Origin of the sequence: Kitasatospora sp. NPDC001547 (assembly GCF_042894165.1) — a bacterium.
Lineage (GTDB): Bacteria > Actinomycetota > Actinomycetes > Streptomycetales > Streptomycetaceae > Kitasatospora.
Genome location: NZ_JBIAVL010000006.1, coordinates 221264 through 242795, shown reverse-complemented (window position 1 = coordinate 242795; position 21532 = coordinate 221264). Strand labels below are relative to the sequence as shown.

The window sequence follows — 21532 nt, the reverse complement described above, 5'->3', positions numbered from 1 at the left end:
AAGGACTCCGGCCGGGGCCCGTCGGGGCGGTGCGGGGCGGCTCAGCCGGCCAGGCCGCGCAGGCGGTGGTAGACGCCGCAGGCCTGGAGGGCGAGCGGCAGCAGGGACAGCGCGCTGAGGGTGTGCAGGATGTCGGCGGCGCGGCCCCAGTAGGGGAGCAGGCGGCGGCCGGGGACGGTCCAGGCGGCGACGAGGAGGGCGGCGGTGAGGGTCAGCAGGACGGCCACGAGCAGCAGCCGGTCCGCGGTGGTGGCGCCGGTGGCGGCGCGGGCGAGCAGCACCAGGCCGCCGAGGACGCCGGGCAGCAGGACGGCCAGGCGCTGGCGGATGCTGCCGACGGCCCGTCCGTGCAGCAGGAGCAGCAGGCTCAGCGCGCCGGCCTCGGCGGGGCCGGCCCAGCCGTCGGCGAACGGCAGGGCCACCAGGCAGACGGCGCTGACGGCGCCGATCGCGGTGTGCAGGGCCATCAGGTAGTCGTCGGCGACCAGGGCGCGGGGGAGCACGGTGGCGGCCGGGACCGGGTCGATGTTCTCCTGGAGCTCCTCCGCGTTGCGCGGCAGCATCGGCAGCCGCAGTCCGGACAGCCGGAAGGCCAGCGAGGGCACGAAGGCGCCGACCAGGACGGCCGCCACCGCGACGACCGCGACCAGCTGGGCGAGCGTCAGCCCGGCGAGCACCAGCACCCCCGACAGCACCCCGAGCACCGCCACCAGCGCCACCCCGAGGAACAGCGGCGCCGCCGCGCCGACCGCCGCCAGGGCCAGCACCGCCGCCCCGGCCCCGGCCGAGGAGGCCGACAGGATCCGGGCGCCGAGCAGCTCGCCGTCGTCCGGCCCGTTCGGCAGCAGCAGGGCGGCGAGCGCCAGGTACGGCACGGCGGCGGCGCCCAGCGCGGCCCCCGCGCCCGCGTCGGACATCGCCCGGGAGGCGCTGGCCGCGCCGAGCAGCAGCAGGACGGCGACCGCCGCGGCGGCGGCCTGGCGCGGGGCGGCCGCGCCGGGCAGCGCCAGCAGCACCCAGCCGGCTGCCAGCGCGGCCAGCGCCAGGGCCACCGCGAGGACGCGGGTGAGTGCGGGGCGCCAGGTATCGCCGCGCTCCTCCATGCCGGTGGCGACGCCGTCCACCAGGTCGTCGAAGTGCACGGTCGGCAGTGCCTCGTGACGGGCCCGCAGGTACAGCGCGTCGCCGTCGTGCAGGCCGAGCGCCTCGGGGGTGCGCTCCTCGTCCAGCGGCTCCTCGCCGAGCCGCTGGAGCACCCAGCCGCCGTGCTCCAGGCCCTCCTCGGCCAGCTCGGGGCCGGCGTGCCCGAGGACGGCGGGCAGCAGGTCGGCCAGCGGCACGTCGGCGGGGACGGCCAGTTCGAAGGCCGTCCCCGGCGCGTGGAACCTCAATCGGCACAGTCCTGCCACGACACTGCTGCTCACGCCGGTCCTCCGGTTCGGTGGGGTGGTGCTTTCTCCGCCCGGATGAACGGCCTGCCCGGCGCGCCGCGTTCAACCGCCGACGTGAACCCGGGGACCGGCGCCGTCCGTGGGTGTGAACGGGACGGGCGCCGCGGTGGGGAGCCGCAGGTGCGGCGCCCGTCCTCCCCGAGCAGCCCGGGACGGTGAGCAGCCCGTCCCAGTGAGGAGCCCTGTGTGAGCGTGGAGCTGATCAACCGGACGCCCCGGCGTCCGGGGCCCGAGATGCCGGACGGCGAGATCCAGCTCCAGGAGCCGCCGGGCCTGCCGGAGAAGCAGAGCGGCATGGCCAGCATGATCGCCATGGCCCCGATGGCACTCGGCTCGCTGTCGATGGTGTTCATGTTCCTGCACCCCGGCGGGGGTGACGGCCGCAGCGGGATGCTCAGCTACGTCGCGATGGGCATGATGGCGCTCTCCGCCGTAGGCATGCTGGTCACCCAGCTGATCCGCGGCTCCAGCGACCGCAAGCAGCAGCTGCGCGCCGAGCGCCGCGACTACCTGCGCTACCTCTCCCAGATGCGCCGCCAGGTGCGCCGCTCGATCGACGCCCAGCGCAAGGCCCTGGCCTGGCGGCACCCGGAGCCGACCGAACTGGGCGCACTGGTCGGCACCACCCGGCTGTGGGAGCGGCGGGCCGCCCACCCCGACTTCAGCGACGTCCGGATCGCGCTCGGCGCCCAGCGCCTGGCCACCCCGCTCGCACCGCTGGCCACCAAGCCGGTGGAGGACCTGGAGCCGCTCTGCGCCCACGCGCTGCGCCGCTTCATCCACGCCTACGGCACCCTCGCCGACCAGCCGATGGCGATCCACCTGCGCGGCTTCGCCCACCTGCTGCTGCGCTCCGACGACCCCGAGGCCGCCCGCGCGCTGGTGCGGGCGGTGCTGGCCCAGCTCGCCGTGGTGCACGGCCCGGACGAGCTGCGGGTCGCCGTGGTCACCGACACCGAGCGGCGGGCCGCGTGGGAGTGGGCCAAGTGGCTGCCGCACGCCCTGCACCCCACCGACACCGACGGCGCGGGCCCGGTCCGGCTGGTCGCCGGAAGCCTCGGCGAGGTCGAGCAGCTGCTCGGCGAGGAGTTCACCGGCCGCCCCGGCTTCGAACCGGACGCCGTACCCGACCGGGACGAGCCGTTCACCGTCCTGGTCCTGGACGGCCCCGGCGCGCACACCGGCAGCCGCGCCGCACTGACCGGCTACCGCAACGCCGTCCTGATCGACCTCTCCGACTCCCTGGAGTGGCGCGCGGCCCGCACCACCCTGCGGCTGCGGATCGAGGAGGGCCGGCTCGCCATGGTCGGCTCCGACCGCAACCGCAAGGACGTCGTCACCGAGCTCGGCCGGCCCGACGCGCTCCCGCTGCCCGCGACGACCCGGCTGGCCGCCCGGCTCGCCCGCTACCGGATCGCCGACGGCGTCGACGCCGCCGAGCCGCTCGCCACCGACTTCGACCTCACCGCCCTGCTCGGCATCCCCGACCTGCACGCCCACGACGTCGAGGCGCTCTGGGCCCAGCGCGGCATCCCCCAGCGGCTGCGCGTGCCGCTCGGCCTCGGCCCGGACGGCCGGCCCGTCGATCTGGACCTCAAGGAGTCCGCCCAGGGCGGCATGGGCCCGCACGGCATGCTGATCGGCGCCACCGGCTCTGGCAAGTCCGAGCTGCTGCGCACCCTGGTGCTGGCGCTCGCCGTCACCCACTCCTCCGAGGTGCTCAACTTCGTCCTGGTCGACTTCAAGGGCGGCGCGACCTTCCTCGGCCTGGACACCCTGCCGCACACCTCCGCCGTGATCACCAACCTGGCCGACGAGGCCGCCCTGGTCGACCGGATGCGCGACGCCCTGCACGGCGAACTCGTCCGCCGCCAGGAGGTGCTGCGCGAGGCCGGCTACGCCTCGCTGCTGGACTACGAGACCGCGCGCGCCGCCGGCACCGCGCTGCGCCCGCTGCCCACGCTCTTCGTGGTGGTCGACGAGTTCTCCGAACTGCTGTCCGCGCACCGGGACTTCATGGAGCTCTTCGTGATGATCGGCCGGCTCGGCCGCTCCCTCGGGGTGCACCTGCTGCTCGCCTCGCAGCGCCTCGACGAGGGCCGGATGAGCGCACTGGAGTCCCACCTGTCCTACCGGATCGGCCTGCGGACCTTCTCCGCCATGGAGAGCCGCGGCGTGCTCGGCGTCCCGGACGCCTACCAGCTGCCCTCCCAACCCGGCAACGGCTTCCTGCGCAGCGACATCTCCACCCTCACCCGGTTCAAGGCCGCCTACGTCTCCGGCCCGTACCGCCCCAAGCGGCGCGCCGCCCAGCAGGCCGCCATCGCCGGGCAGGTCGTCGCGTACGGCACCGACTACGTGATGCCCCGGCAGCGGCCGGTGGCGGAGACCGAGACGGAGGAGGAGCCGACCTCGGCCGGCTCGCTGCTGGAGGTCGCGGCCGGCCGGCTGCGCGACGCAGGACCGCCCGCCCACCGGGTCTGGCTGCCGCCGCTGGACGTCCCGCCCACCCTCGACGAGCTGCTGCCGCCGCTCGTCCCGCACCCCGAGCGCGGCCTCACCACCGAGGACGAGGCCCGCCACGGCGCCCTCGGCCTGCCGGTCGGCGTGGTCGACCGCCCCTTCCACCAGCTGCGCGACCTGCTCACCGCCGACCTCTCCGGCGCCGGCGGCCACATCGGCATCGCCGGCGCCCCGCAGAGCGGCAAGAGCACCCTGCTGCGCACCCTGATCACCGGCCTGGCGCTCACCCACACCCCGCGCGAAGTCCAGTTCTACTGCCTGGACTTCGGCGGCGGCACGCTGTCCGCGCTGCGCGGCCTGCCGCACGTCGGCGGGGTCACCGGCCGGCACGACGGCGAGCGGGTGCTGCGCACGGTGGCCGAGGTCAACGGGATCATCTCCCGCCGGGAGCAGTACTTCGCCGAGCTGGGCATCGACTCCGTCGCGGCCTTCCGCCGCCGCCGGGCCGCGGGCGGACTGCCCGACGAGGCGCACGGCGACGTCTTCCTGGTGATCGACGGCTGGAACACCCTGCGCCAGGAGTTCAACGACCTCGTCCAGTTGCTCACCCTGATCTCCCAGCGCGGCCTCAACTACGGCGTCCACCTGGTCATCGCCACCACCCGCTGGGGCGAGGTCAGCAGCGGTCTGCGCGACCAGCTCCAGACCCGCTTCGAGCTGCGCCTCGGCGACTCCGTCGACTCCGTGATCAACATGCGGGCCGCCGCCAAGGTGCCCAAGCTGCCCGGCCGCGGCCTCACCGACGAGCAGCTGCACTTCCTCACCGCACTGCCCCGGATCGACGGCTCCGGGCGCACCGACGACCTCGGCGAGGGTGTCGCCGACCTGGTCGACGCGGTCGCCGCGCACTGGACCGGGCCGCGCGCCCCCGAGGTCCGGATGCTCCCGCTCACCCTGGACGCGGCCCGGCTGCCCGCCCCCGAGGGCCGGCTGCGGGTGCCGATCGGCCTGGAGGAGACCGAGGTCTCGCCGCTCTGGCACGACTTCGAGGAGAACCCGCACCTGCTGGTCGTCGGCGACAGCGAAGCCGGCAAGACCAACCTGCTGCGGCTGATGATCAAGGCCATCACCACCGCCTACACCCCGGCCGAGGCGAGGATCATGCTCGTCGACTACCGGCGCGGCCTGTACGACGCGGTTCCGGAGGAGTACCGGCTCGGCTACGCGGTGGCCGTCGACAAGCTCCGCCAGATCGTGGACGGCGCGTCCCGGGCGATGAAGAACCGCATCCCGCCCGCCGATATCACCCCCGCCCGGCTCCGGCTGCGCGACTGGTGGACCGGCCCCGAGCTCTTCGTCCTCGTCGACGACTACGACCTGGTCGGCTCCAGCAGCGGTGCCCACCCCTTCGCAGCCCTGCTGGAGGACCTCTCCCAGGGCGCCGAGATCGGCCTCCACCTGGTCGTCGCCCGCGGCGCCAACGGCATCGGCCGGTCGCTCGGCGACCCGCTGATCCGCAAGCTCCAGGAGGTCAACTCGCCCACCCTGCTGATGTCCTGCCCGCCGTCCGAGGGCTACCTGTTCGGCAACCTCAAGCCCCGCCAGTACCCGGCCGGCCGCGGCCTGTACATCACGCGGCGGCGGTCCGTGCTGGTGCAGACCGGGCAGCTGGCGGAGGAGGAGTGATGGGCACCACGACCCTGCGGGCGCTCGGCCCGCACTACGTGATCGCCCCGCCCGGCGCGGAGGCGGACGGACTGGCCGAGGCGCTGGCGCCGGTGCGGGCGGAGCCGCGGGCGCTGCTGCTGCTCGCCGCCGCCGCGGACGCGGCGCCCGTCCTGCTCGGCTCGCTGGACGAACTCGCCCGAGCGGCGCGTGAGCGGGACGCCGAGGTGCTGGTGCTGGCCGCCTCCGGGCTGGCGGCGGTCGGCCCGGACGGCCGGCGGCCCGCCGAACTGCTCGCCCGGCGCGCCGGGTTGACGGTCGTCGCGCCGGACACCGTGGTCAGCGTCGAGGCGGACGGCACCCTGCCCGCCGTGGACGGGACGTGGTGGCGCTGCCGTCCCGGCGGGGGAGCGGAGCCGCTCGGCGGCCGCTGGCCCGCCGCCGCGACCGTCACCCCGCTGGCCGACGGGGCGTACTGGGTGACCGAGGCGGCGGTCGGGCCGGTCCGGCCCGCCGTGCTGGACCGGGCCGTCGCGCCGGCGGACGGACTGCTGCTGGTTATCGGCGAGCCGGCCGGGCCGCTGCCCAGTGGAGCCCAACTTGCCGACGCGGCTTCGCTGTTGCAGGAGAAGGCCGGGCGGGGGGAGCGCCTCGTGCTGAGCGCGCCGTGGGCCGCTCCGGTCGAACTCATCGAACTGGCGGCGGTGCTGGCGGCCTCGCTCGGCCAGGAGGTGCGGGCCGCGGTCGGCGTGCCGGTCGGCACGGCGGGGGCGTCCGGGTTCGGCGCGCGGCACGTCCACCCGACGGCGGACGGCGGCGAGGGCTGGGAGCCGTACCTCACCGAGCTGGCCGCCCGCCCGCGCGAGCGCACCGTCACCGCCGTCGGCTGGCGCACTCGCCCCGACCTGCCCGCCGCCCCCGGGGCGGCGCGCTACCCGGCTTTCCCCGGCTGGGAGTTGGAGGCGGTGGCGGCCGGCCTGTGGCTGCGCCCGGCCGCCACCCCGGACCGCGGGCCCCGGCTGCGCCGACCGGACCCGGCGCAGCCGGTGCTGGTCGTGGGCACGCCGGGGCGGCCGGTTCCGGAGACGGTCTGGGACCACCTCGGTGCGGTGCTGGGCTCGCTGCCGCCCGGGCCGGTACGGCTCGCGCTCTCGGTGGCGGGGGCGCTGGACGTGGGGTCGGCGGCGGTGGGGCGGTTCTGCGCGCGGCTGTACGGGCTGGACTGGGTCGGGGAGGAGGCGGTGGGCGAGGTTGCGTCGGTGGCCGAGGCTGTGGTGGGGCCGGAGGCGGTGGTGGTTTCCGAGTCCGAGCCCGAGCCGATGGTCGTACCCGAGCCCGTACGCGAGCCCGAGGCTGAGCCGGTGGCGGCTCCGGAGGCCGAGCCCGAGCCCGAACCCGTGACGGTTCCGGAGCCCGCCGCGATGGTGGCGACGTCGGGCGGTGCGTTCGTGGCGGAGACTCCACGGGAGGTCGACGAAGGGCCAATGTTGGCCCCTGATGCCGTTCCGGAGGAGCCCGCGGCTGAGGAGCCGGTCAACGAGCCCGACCCGGTTCCTGAACCTGAGCCCGAGCCCGAGCCGGTACCCGCGGCCGAGCCCGAGCCTGCGCCGGTCCCCGAGCCCATGGTGCCCGCCGTCACGCCCCCGCCGCCGCCGCCGTCCCCGTCCCCGTCCCCGGCACCGCCGGTGCCCTCCACGCCCTCCACCCCCGCCGCGGACGGCGCGGCCCTGGCCGCCCAGCTCGGCCCCGCCTACCAGCGCCTGGCGCGGCGGGCCGAGGACGTCGCCACCCGGCTGCCCGCCCTGCGCGCCCGGGCGGAGGACGGTGAGCAGGGCGCCGAACTGGTCGCCGTCCTGCTGCAGCACGGTGATCCCGGCCCGCTGGCCCCGCGGGCCGAGCTGCTCGCGGCGGCCCGGTCCGGCGCGCCCGGCCCCTACGGTCCGTACCTGCGCTGCCTGGCCGCCGGGCTGCGGCGGCTGCCCAGCCACTACGGCGGCGTGCTGGTCGCCGGCCCGGCGCGGGCCTGCGACCTCGCCGCGTACGCCCCGGGCACGGTGCTGACCGAGCCGGCCCCGGTGACCGGCCTGGCGGCGCCCGGGGTGGACCTGGGGGAGGACGTCGGGATCGAGTTCGCCATCTGGTCCGTCGGCGGCCGCCGCAGCTCGGCCTTCGGCGAGCCGGGCGACCAGCCGACGGTGATCTTCGCCCCGGGCACGGCGTTCGAGGTGGTCGAGGTCGAGCCGGCGGACCCGGACGACGGCCGCCCGCCCCGGGTGCTGCTCCATGAGATCGGCGGCGTCCGCCCGGGCCCCGACCGGCTGCGCACCTGGCTCGCCCGCCGCGACGCCGTCGCCCCCGCCGACCGCGTCCGCCCCGCCGACCCCTCCCGCTACGCCCTCGCCCTCGGCGCCGACTCCGGCACCGGGTGACCGTCGGGACGACGGATCCCGACGCCTCGTCGGTCGGTGCGCGCGCCGCGGCGAGGAGGCGGCGCGGCCCGGTGCGCTGGGGGGCATCCGCCAGTGCGCGCACTGGCAACCACCGTGACCACGACGGACGAGACTCCTCACGCGAACGCTCCGTACGGAACGTCGAACGCCACGTACGGAACGTCGGACGTCATAGGTAAACGGCAGGGAGGTCGTTGTGTCCTTGGTTCGTCAGCGTATGGTCAGCGGTTGGCGCGCGGTGCTGGCCGCGTTCGCCGGGGTGGTGCTGGTACTGGCCGGCACGCCCGGTCCGGCGCAGGCCGCGGAGACGGAGTGGATCAGTCTCGACGGAAACCAGTCACGGGTGCTGTCGGCGGTGTACTCGGTGACGATCAGCGGTGCCACGTACGACGTCGCCCGGGGCACGGACAACAACATCTGGTTCCGCTACAACGGCGGGAGCTGGCACCCGCTCGGCGGGAACAACGCGTCCCGGACCACGTCGCCGCCGCGCATCGTCGAGTACCCGCCGGGGCGCGCGATGGTCGTCATCCGGGGCACGGACGGGGAGATCTGGTACAGCCAGGCGAACAGCGGGTCCCTGAACTCCTGGACGGACTGGGTGCGGCTCCCGGCCGGTGCCAACGCGATCGGCAGCCCGATCCTCACCATCAGCTCGGCCACCCGGGACCTCATGATCGAGGCACCGAACTCCTACCGGCGCATCAACACCACGTTCCTGCGGAACTACAACGGAACGCTGACGTCCAGCGGCTGGCGGGTGGACTCGCACGCGCTCCTCGGCACCAACGCCACGGACATCGAGGGTGACAGCCAGATCGCCGTCTACGGCACCCATTACTACGAATCGGTGCTGCGCAGCTTCTTCACGGGAACCGACCACCGGGTGTGGCGCGAGACGACGAATCCCACGACCGGCGCGGTCCGGGACCTGTCCGAGGTGAACGGTGGTGCCGAGTGCGCCAGCGGCGTGGGGGCGGCGCGGCTCGGGAACCAGACCACCGTGGTCGGCCCCGGTCAGCCGGGCTACGCCGAGCAGCAGCGCGTCATGATCTCCTGCATCGGGAACGACGGGTACGTGTGGGAGAGCACCTCGAACGACGGCGGCAACACCTTCGACGGCTGGCGCCGCCCGGCCGGTGCGCTCGCCCCGTCGAACTCGACACCGGCGGTGTTCCCGACGCCCCTGGGGTACCTCTCGTGGACGATCACGATCAGGTGGAACGGCGCCAGGAGCAGCCTGTTCCCCGACAACGCGGCGGTCTCGAAGCGCATCTGGTAGCTCTGCCGGAAGTCCCGCGCGAAGCACGGCCGGAAGTCCCGTGCTTCGCGCCGTGCGGTGGATCCTCCCGGCGACCGCCGACGGGTGGCACCCGGGTGTTCCGGTGAACCGCGGGGAGGTGGTCGTCCGTCGGAGGGAGCGTAGGGATGTGGCCGGCGGGAGGAGTACGGGGATGGGCGAGACGGTGCGGGGCGGGTTCCGGCTCGCGGCGGTGTTCGACGCGGTGGATCCGGTGACCGGGCCCGGGTTCGCGCCGGATCGGCCGCGACTGGCGGTCGGTCCGGAGCGCGAGTCCGTCGCTCGGTACCTGCGGGCCGGGGCGGCGGTGTTGCTGACGCCGATGCTGATGGACGACGTGGTCGACCCGGGCCGGCGCGGTGTCGTGCCGATGGGTTTCCGCACCGACGGCCGGTGGGTCTGGACCGACACCGTCACGTACTACCTGGAGGAGTACGGGCTGGCGCCCGACCCGGAGCTGCTCGCGCACGTGCGCGAGCAGGGGGACGGGCCGTGGGCGGAGCCGTCGGCGGAGCTGCTGGAGCAGGCCGTGTCCTTCGTGCTGACCCCGCCGGAGGCGGCCGAGGAGCCGGTCTGGACGGTCGGGTCCTGAACCGCGCCGATGCGGCTGAACCGGTTCGGGCACGCCGTCCGTACCTCCCCACAGGAGTGTCGTCGAACGCAGGGGATGCATGGTGGGCGAGGAGCAGCGCGGCGAGCCGGAGCGGAGGTCGGGCGGCTTCCGGCTCCCGGCGGTGAACTGGGCGTTGGCGGCCGAGGCGGCGTCCGAGGAGGAGTCCGCGAGCGCCGCGACCGCGGTGCTGCCCGCGCCGCCGGCCGCCGGGGCGGGCTCCGGGGCCACGGGCGGCGCGACGACGGGTTCGCGGACCGCGCCGCGGCCCGAGGCCGGGCCGGAGACCGAGTCCGAGTCCGAGTCCGGGGCGAAGCCGGAGGCCGGGGCCGGGATCGGCCCGGCGACCGTGCCGTCCCCCGCCGCGAACCGGGCCGCCTCGGCCCCCGCTGGGCCCGAGGCGGTGGCGCTCGCCGCCGCCGCGGCCGCCGAGCCCGGCGGTGAGGGCGCCGCGGACCCGGGGCCGCGTCCGGGCAAGGTCTCCCGTCCGATGATCGCCGCGGCCGTCGCCGTCGGCCTGGTGCTGGTCGGCGCCTCCGTGGTGGTGACCCAGCTGGGCGGCAACGACCCCAAGCACGGGCCCGCGCAGGCCGACGTCCCGCCCGGTTACGGGCAGGGCGGCGACGGCGGCAGCGGCTACGTCCCCGGATTCGACGCGCACGGCGGCAGCATCGATCCGGTGAACCCCACGCCCGACGGTCAGCCGGGCGCGGTGGTCCCGCCGGTCGACGGTTCCAGTTCACCGCCTCCGGGCGACCAGCCGGCCGCGGCCCCGAACGGGACCGGCGGCGCGGGCGCCGTCGTCCGGCCCGGTGGCGTGGCCGCCCCCGGCGGCGCGGCCAACCCCGGTGGCGGCGGTTCCGCCGGCGGGACGGACCGCTCCCAGGGCGGATCGGGCTCCGCCTCGGGCGGTTCGGGCGGCTCCGCCGCGAACCCGGCCCCGAACCAACCGGCCCCGAACCAGCCGGCGCCCCAGCAACCCGCGCCGAACCAGCCGGCGCCCCAGCAGCCCGCGCCCCCCGCCGCCAAGCCGCCCGCACCGGTCACCGTGATCGCGGGTCCGTACTGCAAGTCCGGCGGCCAGTACAAGGCCAACGGCTGGTACGACCAGGGCAGCAGCGGCTGGAACACCAACTCCGGCGGCTACGGCGGTGACGGCTGCACCGGCAACTACGTCTCGATGCCGATGTCCGGGGACGCCAACAAGGACGACAGCGGCAACTCGGTGGTCTGGACCTTCACCGTGGACAAGGTCACCAGCTGCACCCTGTCCGTCTACATCCCGGCCAGCGGCGACGTGAAGCAGGTCGGCGGCAGCCCGAGCACCTACACGGTGCAGAGCGGCGGCGGCCAGGTCGGCGCGTTCTCCATCAACCAGACCGGCAGCAGGGGCAGTTGGGTGAACCAGGGGCCGTTCACCTACCGCGGCCCGATCTCCCTGACGCTGCACAGCCGCGGCCTGGACTGGTCGGGCAGCACCAAGACCTACGCCCACCACGCCGCCGCCGCGGTCCGCGCCACCTGCACGGCCTGACCCCGGCCCCGGCGCCCGGACCCGCCGGGCCAACCGAACCGACCGAACCGACCGAACAGACCGACCCGAACCACCGAACCCCACCGAACCACCGAACCACAACGCCCCACGACGAAGGGAACCCCAGGCAATGTCGCGCCCGGTGCTGACGGTCTGCGCGGAGCAGCGGGAGCCTGGCTCCTACCGCACGATCGGCGAAGCCCTCCAGGCGGCCCGCAGCGGCGCGGTGATCTCGGTCCGCCCCGGCCGGTACGACGAGAACCTGGTGCTCACCAAGGTGGTGAGCATCACCGCCGAGGACGTCCGGGGCAGCGTGCGGATCAGTCCGCGGCGCGGTTCGGTGGTCCAGGTGCTCACCGAGGCCGTCCAGCTCACCGGCCTGGTGCTCCAGGGGCAGGACGACGACCTGCCCGCCGTGGACGTCCCGCGCGGCCAACTCGCCATGCAGGACTGCGAGGTGATCGGCAACGCGTGGACCGCCGTGCTCACCCGCCAGCAGGGCGAACTCGCCATGCGCGGCAGCCGGGTGACCAACCCGGCCGGCGCCGGGCTGGTCGAGACCTCCACCGGTGCCAGCGTGATCGAGGACAGCGTCATCGAACACCTCGGCACTTCGGCGGTGGTGATCGGCGAGCGGGCCAACCCGACCGTACGGCGCTGCGTGCTGCGCGACGCGCGCGGCAACGGCCTGTGCGCCAACGGCGAGTCCCGCGGCCTGGTCGAGGACTGCGAGATCTCCGCCACCGACAAGCCCGCCGTCGCCCTGGAGGAGCAGAGCACCACCCGCCTGCTGCGCACCGAGGTCCGGGACAGCGCGCTCGGCGTCTTCGTCGGCTCCACCGCCCGGGTCGTCCTGGAGGACTGCACCGTCACCGCCGTGCGCGGCCACGGCTACGTCCTCACCAACGGCACCGACCCGCTGCTGCGCCGCTGCCGGGCCGTCCGCCCGCAGGGCCACGGCCTGCACATCGCCGGCCGGGCCCGGGGCACCCTGGAGGACTGCGAGGTCACCGCCCCCGCCCAGGCCGGCATCCACGTCGGCGAGTCGGCCGGGCCCAGCCTGGTGCGGGCGGTGGTGCGCGACGCCGGGACCGACGGTGTCGAACTCACCGGGGAGAGCGCCGCCGAGTTCGACCGGCTGGAGGTCCGCGACGCGGCCGGCGTCGGCATCGTGGTGCGCGAGGGCGCCAACCCGCTGCTGCGCCGCAGCACCGTCACCGCCGCCGGCGGCCACGGGATCGAGGCGCTGCACGACGGGCGCGGCCGGCTGGAGGACGTCACCGTCATCGACGCCGGCCGGCACGGCGTGCGGATCGCCGACGGCGCCAACACCTACCTCGGCGGCAGCCTGGTGCGCGGCAGCGGATCCTGCGGGATCTCGGTCGGCCCCGAGGGTATCGCCACCCTGCGCGACGTCGAGTCCACCGACAACGCCCTCGACGGGGCGAGCGTCGAGGACGGCGGCGAACTGACCGCCACCCGCACCCGGCTGCGGACCAACCGGCGGCACGGGCTGCACCTGCTGCCCGGCGCCCGCGCCACCCTGACCTCCTGCCAGCTCGTCGACAACACCGTGGACGGGCTGCGCTCCGAGTCCACCGAGCCGGTCCGGCTCACCGACTGCGTGGCCGCCGAGAACCAGGGCGCCGGGCTGCGGCAGACCGAGCCGACCGAGCGCCTCGCGCTGGAGAACCTCGACAGCCGCGACAACCGCTCGCCGGACGCCCACGGCACCGCGGCCGTCGCCACCACCGAGCCCGGTGCCGTCCCCGCCGTCGACGGCGCGGACGCCGCGGCCGAGGGGGCCGCCGGGCCCGGCTCGGTCCCCGCCGAACCGCAGGGCCCGCAGGCCGTCCTGCAGACCCTGGTCGGCCTGAAGGGCGTCAAGGAGCAGGTCGCCACCCTGGTCAACCTCAACAAGCTGGCCCGCCGCCGGGAACAGGCCGGGCTGCCCGCCCTGCCGATGAGCCGGCACCTCGTCTTCGCCGGCCCGCCCGGCACCGGCAAGACCACCGTCGCCCGGCTCTACGGCGCGATCCTCGCCGAACTCGGCGTGCTGCGCAGCGGCCACCTGGTCGAGGTCGCCCGGGCCGACCTGGTCGCCTCGATCATCGGCGGGACGGCCCTGAAGACCACCGAGGTGGTCAAGGAGGCGCTCGGCGGGGTGCTGTTCATCGACGAGGCGTACACCCTGTCGGCGGGCTCCGGCGGCACCGGGCCGGACTTCGGCCGGGAGGCCATCGACACCCTGGTCAAGCTGATGGAGGACCATCGCGACGACCTGGTCGTGATCGTCGCCGGGTACGAGGCCGAGATCCGCGAGTTCCTGGCCTCCAACCCGGGCCTGGCCTCCCGGTTCAGCCGCACTGTCGAGTTCGCCAACTACAGCGACGACGAGCTCACCACGATCGTCGAGCACGCCGCCGGCGGCCACGGCTACGAACTCGCCGAGGGCACCCGCGAGGCACTCGCCGCGCACTTCGAGCGGATGCCCAAGGGCGCCGACTTCGGCAACGGCCGGGCCGCCCGCAAGGTGTTCGAGGAGATGGTCGACCGGCAGGCCTCCCGGCTCGCCGAGCTGGAGCACTTCGACAACGAGGCGCTCACCCGGCTGCTGCCCGCCGACGTCGGCGAGGAGGCCGCCGCGGCCGCCGCCGGCGAGGAACGGGCCGAGGAGCCCGGCCTGCTCGACCGGCTGCGCGCCATGGTCGGCCTCGCCGCCGCCAAGGAGCAGGTCGAGGACCTGGTCAACCTGACCAAGCAGACCAGGCGCCGGATCGAGGCCGGACTGCCCGCCGCCACCATCAGCCACCACCTGGTGTTCTCCGGCCCGCCCGGCACCGGCAAGACCACCGTCGCCCGGCTCTACGGCGAACTCCTCGCCGAACTCGACGTGCTGCCCTCCGGCCAGCTGATCGAGACCGCCCGGGCCGACCTGGTCGGCCGCTACATCGGCCACACCGCCCAGCTCACCCGGGACGCCTTCGAACGCGCCCGCGGCGGCGTGCTGTTCATCGACGAGGCGTACACCCTGACGCCCCGCAACGGCTCCGGCGGGGACTTCGGCCAGGAGGCCGTCGACACCCTGATGAAGCTGATGGAGGACCACCGCGACGAGGTCGTGGTGATCGTGGCCGGCTACCAGGAGGAGATGCGCGGCTTCCTCGCCTCCAACCCCGGCCTGGCCTCCCGGTTCTCCCGGGAGATCACCTTCGACCACTACGCGGACGAGGAACTCGTCACCATCGTCCGGGTGCAGGCCGAGACCGCCGGCTACACCTGCGCTCCGGAGACCCTGGCCGCACTCGGCACCCTGTTCGGCGCCGTCCCGCGCGACCGCTCCTTCGGCAACGGGCGGTTCGCCCGGCAGGTGCTGGAAGCGATGATCACCCGGCAGGCGGGCCGGCTGTCCCGGCTCGACGTGGCGGACCTCGACGAGCTCAGCCTGCTGCTGCCGCAGGACATCCCGGTCGAGCGGATCGGCAGCTTCGCATGAGGACGGCGGCCCGGGCCCGGGCGGTGGCCGGGCTGCCGACCGGTCGGCTGTCGGCTGGTCGGCTCCCGTCCGTCGGCCGTTCGGCCCTCCGGCTCCCGTCCGTCGGCCGTTCGGCCCTCCGGCTCACGGCCGTCGGGCTGCTGACCGCCGGGACGCTGGCCTCCGGGCTGGTCCCGGCGGGCACCGCCGCGGCCGACGCCCCCGACGCCCTGCCCGGCGTCAGCCAGCAGCGGCGCGACGCGAGCGGCCGGCCGGCCGGCTGCCTGCCGCCCTCCACCAAGGGCACCCAGCTCACCCCCTGGCCGCAGACCTTCCTGCGGCCCGAGCGGGTCTGGCCGCTCAGCCGCGGCGAGGGCGTCACCGTCGCCGTCCTCGGCTCCGGAGTCAAGGACGGCAGCGGCCTGCTGGCCGGCCGGCTCGACCTGGCCCCGCTGCCCGGCGGCCCCGACCCCGCCCAGGACTGCGTCGGCCACGGCACCTTCCTGGCCGGCCTGATCGCCGCCGACCAGCGCGAGGGAGCGGGCTTCGCCGGCCTGGCGCCGCGCGCCCGGATCCTCGCCGTCTCCGTCACCAACGACGCCGGGACCGCCTCGGCGGACCTGCTGGCCCAGGGCATCACCACCGCCGCCGACCGGGGCGCGCGGGTCATCGCGGTCGCCGTGGCGCTGCCCACCGGCACCGACGCCCTCGCCGCCGCGGTCCGTACGGCGCGCGCCAAGGGGGCGCTGGTCGTCGCGCCGGCCGCCCCCGACACCGCCCCGACCGACGCCTCCGGAACGGTCAAGCCCGGCCCGGCCTACCCCGCCGCCTACCCCGAGGTGCTCGCCGTCCGAGACCTCGCGCCCGGCGGCGCGCTCCCGGACGGCCCCTCGGCCGTCCCGGTCGGCGGCCGGATCGACCTCGCCGCCCCCGGCGACGCCGTCACCGGCCCCGGCCCGGCCCCCGGCGGCTACTACACCGGCGCCGGCCCCAGCTTCGCCACCGCCTTCGTGGCCGGCACCGCCGCCCTCGTCCTCGGCTACCGCCCCGACCTGACCGCCGACCAGCTGGCCCAGCGCCTGGAGACCACCGCCTACCGCAGCCCCGGCCCCCAGTACGGCCACGGCACCGTCGACCCGGTCGCCGCCGTCAGCCGCCTCGCCGCCCCCGCGGCCCCGGCCCCGCCCACCCCGGCGGCCGCCCCCACCATGCCGGCCGCCCCGCCCCCGAGCGACACCGGCACCCAGGCGAGCCTCATCGCCCTCTCCTCCGTCGCCGTCGTCGCCCTCGTCGCGGCGGCCGGCGCCGTCGCCCCCCGGGCCCGCGCCCGCGGCTGGCGCCCGGGCCGGGCGGAGGAGAGCTGACGGGGCGCCGCTCCCACGCCCGGCCCCGTCCGGCGCGGTGGCCCGCCCGCAGGTCGGCTCCGGGGCTCAGGGGCTCACCGGCCGTGCCGCAGGGCGGAGTTCGGCAGGCCGCCTACGCCCCTGCCTGCCGGTAGAGCGTCACCAGGACGCCGTGCACCGGCTCGCCGTCCGGATCCTCCTCCGTCTCGTCGACCAGTGCGGCCAGCGCCTCGGCGAGCCGCGCCGCCTTGGCCGGGCTGAGCCGGAGGTGGCGCAGCGACAGGAGGTGGTCGACGGGTGAGCGGTCCAACTCCTGGGCGACGGCGCCGAGCAGCGCGGCGGTGCCCTCGGCCTGCGGTTCGGCGACGAGGAGCCGCTCGGTGGTCCGCCGGTAGTACTTCTCGGTGCCGCCGCGCACCCGTCGTGTTCCCGCGTCCTGGACCAGTCCCGCCTCGCACAGCACCCTCAGGTGGTGGGAGACGCTGCCCTTGTTCACCCCCAGCTGGGCGGCGAGCCGACTGATCGTCGACGGACGGCCGCCCAGGGCGAACAGCAGGCGCTGGCGCAGGGGGTGGGCGAGTGCGGTGTGCTGCGGGGACGTGTCGATCCGCTGGACGGTCTCGTCTGGTCGGTGGCTCACCCGATCAAGCGTTAAGTACGTTTGACGCTTTGGCAAGCCGCTGGTCTACTCCCTCCCATGACCTCCACCACATCGCCGTCCGCGCTGGACACCGTCGCCGTCGTCGAGTCGATCGCCGACCTGGTCGCCGAGAACTACGTCTTCCCCGATGTCGCCGGGGAGCTGGCGGCGCTGCTGCGGAGCCGCAGCGCCGAGGGCGCCTACCGGGCCGGATCCGCCGAGGAGTTGGCCGAAGCGGTCACCGCGGACCTGCGGTCCGTCAACGGCGACCTGCACCTGGCCCTCAAGCACCACGAGGCACCGGTGCCGAGCGAGCGGGGCGCGGCGGTACTCGCCGCGATGCGCAGGGACTTCGAGGCCTCCCTGAGCGGTGTGCCGCGCGTGGAACTCCTCGACGGCGGCGTCGCGGTGCTGGAGATCGCACCCAAGATGTTCCCGCTGGACTGGGCGGCGCAGCCGCTGGCCGCGGCGCTCTCCCTGGTGGCCCCCGCCCGCGCCCTCATCCTGGACCTGCGCCGCAACACCGGTGGCGATCCGGGCACGGTCGCCTTCGTCTGCGGCTACCTGCTCGACGGCCGCACCCACCTCAACACCCTGCTCTCCCGGCAGGGCAAGGTGGCCGAGCAGTCCTGGACGCCCCCGTTCGTGCCGGGCGCCCGCTTCGGCGGCAGCAAGCCGCTCTACGTGCTGACGAGCGGGAACACCTTCTCCGCGGCCGAGGAACTGGCCTACGACCTGCAGCAGCTCGGGCGCGCCGAGATCGTGGGGGAGGCCACCCGGGGCGGTGCGCACCCGCGCGAGGGCTGGACGGTGCACCCGCACCTGGAGCTCAGCGTGCCCGTCGCCCGCGCGGTCAACCCGGTCTCCGACGCCAACTGGGAGGGCGCCGGCGTCCAGCCCGACGTGCGGTGCGACGCCGGCGCGGCGCTCGACCGCGCGCTGTCCCTGGCCGTGGCGCGCCTGGCCTGAGCCCCGGCCACCCGTCGTCGCTCCCCTCGGGCCGGGTGCCTACAGGACGACGAGCAGCTTCGTCCCCGGCACCAACTTCCGGTTGACGGAGGTCGACTGGACGAACACGGTGTACGACGGGTTGTCGCCCGGCTTCACCGTGGCCTCCGACGCGGGCAGGCCGAGCAGCTGCCGGGCCGCGGGGCCCGAGAACACCCTGCCCGTCATCCGGCCGGTGGCCGGGTCCTTCTCCGCCACGGCGAGCTGCTTGCCGCCCTGGATCTTCTCGCGCTTGGACAGCTCGTAGAAGGCGCAGCCGGTCTTGTACGCGTGCCCGGCGGTGGTGACGAAGTCGCGGATCGGCATCGGCTGGTCGACCGGGATCAGGATGTACTTGCCGGTGTCCAGGGCGTCGAGGTTCGCCTTCACGTCCGCGGTGCTGAGGTCCTGGCCCATGGCGAACAGGTTCCTGGTGCCGCGCACGCCCTGCTCGCGGCCCCGCAGGAAGCTCGTGGCGGCCGACTTGACGGTGCCGATGGCCTCCTCGACGCCCTTGGTGGAGTCCGCGTCCCAGATCGCGATGTTGCCCGCCGGGAAGCCGTACTCCTGGGCGGTGCGCTTGGCCAGGGAGTTCGGGACCAGGATCGCCGAGGTCCAGTGGTCGGGGAGGTCGTCCATGGCGCCCTGGATGCGCTCCATCCAGCCGCGCAGGACGGCGGCGCCCCGGCCGGCACCCATGCGGGTGTGCATCTGGCCGCTCTCCGAGCAGCCGGAGGCGTTCTCCTCGCCGTCGGTGACGACGACCTGGAGGAACGAGTGCTCCCCGTACCCCTCCCAGATGTTCTTCAGGTCGTCGACGGACTTCACGGCCGCCTCGATCAGCGCCGTCGCACCGTTGTCGACCTTGTAGAGGCCCCGCAGGGACGGCAGGTGCTTGACGTCCATGTCCCAGACCAGGTTCTGCACCTCGTGGTCGAAGGCGTAGAGGCTGATGCGGGTCTCGTGGCCGAGCCGGTCGGACTCCTCCTGCAGGCCCTTCACGAACTCGTCCACCACCCGGACGAGTTGCGCCTCGTGCTGGCGCATCGAGCCGGACTTGTCGACCACCAGCGAGACGTGGTTGACCTTGTGCTTGATCCTGTTCGCAGACATTGCCTTACACCCCTTCTCCGACGCCCGTACGACGTCCCCGGCGCCTCCCCGGCGCCCCCTCCAACGTTGATCCCACACTACGAGGAGGCACTGACACCCCGTCCCGGCCCGGGACCTGCGGACACCGACCACCGACCACCGACCGCCTGGGGCCGGCGGCGGTGGACCTTTAATAAATGAGCCATCATTTACTAACGTGCTACGGTCGGTCCTGAGAGGAGGGATCGATGCCACGACCCCGCGTCACCAGCGACGCCGACATCCTTGCCGCCACCGGGCGCGCCATCGGCGCCCACGGCCCCGGCAGGCTCACCCTGGCGCAGGTCGGCGCCGAGGCGGGCGTCTCCCCGGCGACCCTGTCGCAGCGCTTCGGGTCCAAGCGGGGCCTGTTGCTGGCGTTCGCCGCGAACGCCGCCGCGGACGCCGCCGCGCCGTACCGGAGGGCGCGGGCCGAGCACGGCTCGCCCCTGGCGGCGCTGCACGCGGTCGCCGCGGAGCTCGCCGGTCTGATGTCCACCCCCGAGGAGCTGGCCAATCACCTCGGCATGCTCCAACTCGACCTGTTCGACCCGGAGTTCCGCGTCCATGCCGCCGCGCACACCCGCGCGGTGGAAACGGCGCTGCGGGAGCTGCTCGCCGAAGCCGTCGCCAAGGGCGAGCTCCCGTCCGGCACCGACGTGCCGCGCCTCGCCCGCGCCGTCAAGATCACCACGGACGGCTCCCTGCTGCGGTGGGCCCTCACCGGCGACGGCGATCCCGCCGCGCTGCTCCGCGACGACCTCGACCACCTGCTCGGGCGTGTCTGACAATTCCCGCCGGGTGCGCGACGCCGGGGCACGCACCTCGCCGCGTTGTCGTCGGTCGCCAATGCTCCGCAGTGGCTCCCTCCTCCGCCTTGCGATGCACGCACCCCAACGCCGCGCCCTGATCCGACGCGAATTGTCAGACACGCCCTAAGGAGGACCTCATGACCTTCACCGCCACCGTCTTCATCGGCACCAGCCTCGACGGCTACATCGCCCGCCCCGATGACGACATCGAATGGCTGACCTCGCGCGGCGAGAAGGCCGGCGACCTGGGCTTCTTCGAGTTCCTCGACTCGGTCGACGCCGTGGTCATGGGCCGCAACACCTACGAGAAGGTGATCGGCTTCGGCGAGGAGAACTGGCACTACGGCGACCGCCACGTGGGTGTCCTGAGCACCACCCTTCCCGAGGACGCCGACCCGCGCGTCACCGTCTACCGGGACCTGGACACCCTCTTCGCCGACCTCGACCGGCGCGGGACCAGGCACGTCTACCCCGACGGCGGGCGCCTCGTCCAGAGCTTCATCCGCGCCGGTCGCGTCGATGCGTTCGTCATCAGCGTCGCCCCGGTCCTGATCGGGGCCGGTCACCGGCTCTTCGGCGAGCTGACCCAGGACGTCCCGCTTCGCCTCGACTCGATTGCCGCCGTCGGAGGCTTCGCCCAACTGCGCTACACCGTGGAGAGGTGACGGATCATCCGGCCGCCCCTCGGCGATGCCGCGCGAGTGCCGACCGACGGATCGCGCCGGGGCCCGGTCCGGGTGGCGAACGGGTAGGGTACGTTCCTGCCGATCTCGGCAAGTCCCTCCTCCACAACCATCTTGACGTTTGGGGCTACGGTGACCCACCTTCCGGATTCCATCGAATCGGCCCGGCAGCTCGCCGTGGGCTGGCGCGCCATGGTGCTCGACCGCGACGCCGCGGCGGACGTGCGGGACCTCCCCGGCATAGCCGTGCGCTGGGCCGACTGCCGGTTCGCGTTCTGGAACTGCGTCACGCTGACCGACGTCGGCGCGGATGCGGAGCTCGTCGGGGAGCGGCTGCGGCAGGCCGCGGACATCATGCGCGGCAAGGAACACCCGGGCTTCCTCTGGCTGTTCGAGGACCTGCTCACCGAGGAGGCCCGCGCGGCGCTGCCCACGGCCGCCGACGAGGCGGGCCTGCAGTTCGCCTTCCCCGGGACGGGCATGGCGGGGGACATCCTGCCCGTCCCGGAGCCCGCCCACCCCGAGCTGACCTTCGTCCGGGTGACGACCGACGAACACCTGCGGGCCTACGCGGACATCAACTCCCTCGGCTACGGCTTCCCCCTGGAGGACGGCCGCGACGGACTCCTCGGATCCGCCCTGTGGAAGAAGGACGTCCACGCCTACCTGGCCCTGCGCGACGGCGTCCCGGTCGCCTGCGCCGGCACCGTGGAGACGGACGGCCGCCTCTTCGTCGTCCTGGTCGCCACCGACCCGCGGTGGCAGCGCCGGGGCTACGGCGAGGCGGTCACCCGCAAGGCCCTCCACGAGGGCGCCCGCGCCACCGGACTGACCCGCGCCACCCTGCACGCGACCGTCGCCGGAGCGCCCGTGTACCCGCGCATCGGGTTCGAGCCGAACTCGCCGATCCACTTCTATGCCCTGAAGGACTCCTGAGCTCCTGACCTACGGAGACGTACAGGCGGGTGCGACGTCGGGAGCCTGTTGT

General features: G+C 74.9%; 14 protein-coding genes. 11 read left to right on the top strand and 3 right to left on the bottom strand.

Going from position 1 to position 21532, the window contains the following annotated elements; translation table 11 throughout:
* Nucleotides 1–41: 41 nt before the first annotated feature.
* On the bottom strand, nt 42–1391 hold the full coding sequence (gene eccD / locus ACFY0X_RS14545; protein ID WP_387753767.1) for a type VII secretion integral membrane protein EccD: 1350 nt from the start codon (nt 1389–1391) through the stop codon (nt 42–44).
* A 246-nt stretch (nt 1392–1637) separates the two neighbouring features.
* Between eccD and eccCa the strand changes: the two genes are divergently transcribed.
* The 7 genes from eccCa (at nt 1638) to ACFY0X_RS14510 (ending at nt 16312) form a co-directional block, all read left to right on the top strand.
* On the top strand, nt 1638–5600 hold the full coding sequence (gene eccCa / locus ACFY0X_RS14540; RefSeq protein WP_387753764.1) for a type VII secretion protein EccCa: 3963 nt from the start codon (nt 1638–1640) through the stop codon (nt 5598–5600).
* Entirely contained in the window at nt 5600–8008 is a 2409-nt protein-coding gene (locus ACFY0X_RS14535; protein ID WP_387753762.1) for a hypothetical protein, read from the top strand. Before eccCa ends, ACFY0X_RS14535 begins: the two co-directional genes overlap by 1 nt.
* A 223-nt stretch (nt 8009–8231) precedes the next feature.
* Nucleotides 8232–9311 (top strand): hypothetical protein, encoded by a 1080-nt coding sequence (locus tag ACFY0X_RS14530; RefSeq protein ID WP_387753760.1) that lies wholly within the window; start codon nt 8232–8234, stop codon nt 9309–9311.
* A gap of 172 nt (nt 9312–9483) precedes the next feature.
* Nucleotides 9484–9921 (top strand): hypothetical protein, encoded by a 438-nt coding sequence (locus ACFY0X_RS14525; RefSeq protein WP_387753757.1) that lies wholly within the window; start codon nt 9484–9486, stop codon nt 9919–9921.
* 79 nt (nt 9922–10000) lie between these two features.
* On the top strand, nt 10001–11473 hold the full coding sequence (locus ACFY0X_RS14520; RefSeq protein WP_387753754.1) for a hypothetical protein: 1473 nt from the start codon (nt 10001–10003) through the stop codon (nt 11471–11473).
* Between the two features lie 130 nt (nt 11474–11603).
* Nucleotides 11604–14969 carry a right-handed parallel beta-helix repeat-containing protein gene (locus ACFY0X_RS14515; protein WP_387753751.1) on the top strand — a complete coding sequence of 1122 codons (3366 nt, stop codon included), beginning with the start codon at nt 11604–11606 and terminating at the stop codon, nt 14967–14969.
* A complete protein-coding gene (locus ACFY0X_RS14510; RefSeq protein WP_387753749.1) occupies nt 14966–16312 on the top strand; it encodes a S8 family serine peptidase in 1347 nt (448 codons plus the stop codon). The genes ACFY0X_RS14515 and ACFY0X_RS14510 overlap by 4 nt, the downstream gene beginning before the upstream one ends.
* A 112-nt stretch (nt 16313–16424) precedes the next feature.
* On the opposite strand, the gene ACFY0X_RS14505 is transcribed toward ACFY0X_RS14510, so the two are convergent.
* A complete protein-coding gene (locus ACFY0X_RS14505) occupies nt 16425–16931 on the bottom strand; it encodes an ArsR/SmtB family transcription factor (RefSeq protein ID WP_387753747.1) in 507 nt (168 codons plus the stop codon).
* Between the two features lie 57 nt (nt 16932–16988).
* Here ACFY0X_RS14505 and ACFY0X_RS14500 point away from each other — a divergent pair, with 57 nt between their 5' ends.
* Nucleotides 16989–17900 carry a S41 family peptidase gene (locus ACFY0X_RS14500; protein ID WP_387753744.1) on the top strand — a complete coding sequence of 304 codons (912 nt, stop codon included), beginning with the start codon at nt 16989–16991 and terminating at the stop codon, nt 17898–17900.
* A gap of 39 nt (nt 17901–17939) precedes the next feature.
* On the opposite strand, the gene ACFY0X_RS14495 is transcribed toward ACFY0X_RS14500, so the two are convergent.
* Nucleotides 17940–19031 (bottom strand): vWA domain-containing protein, encoded by a 1092-nt coding sequence (locus ACFY0X_RS14495; protein WP_387753741.1) that lies wholly within the window; start codon nt 19029–19031, stop codon nt 17940–17942.
* A 227-nt stretch (nt 19032–19258) separates the two neighbouring features.
* Between ACFY0X_RS14495 and ACFY0X_RS14490 the strand changes: the two genes are divergently transcribed.
* The 3 genes from ACFY0X_RS14490 to ACFY0X_RS14480 all read left to right on the top strand — a co-directional run bounded on the left by ACFY0X_RS14490 (nt 19259) and on the right by ACFY0X_RS14480 (nt 21480).
* A complete protein-coding gene (locus ACFY0X_RS14490; protein WP_387753738.1) occupies nt 19259–19837 on the top strand; it encodes a TetR/AcrR family transcriptional regulator in 579 nt (192 codons plus the stop codon).
* A 161-nt stretch (nt 19838–19998) separates the two neighbouring features.
* Nucleotides 19999–20526, top strand: a complete 528-nt coding sequence (locus ACFY0X_RS14485) for a dihydrofolate reductase family protein (RefSeq protein WP_387753735.1) — start codon at nt 19999–20001, stop codon at nt 20524–20526.
* Between the two features lie 150 nt (nt 20527–20676).
* The gene (locus ACFY0X_RS14480) at nt 20677–21480 is read left to right on the top strand and encodes a GNAT family N-acetyltransferase (protein WP_387753733.1); all 804 of its coding nucleotides are present in this window, start codon (nt 20677–20679) and stop codon (nt 21478–21480) included.
* The last annotated feature ends 52 nt before the right edge of the window (nt 21481–21532 follow it).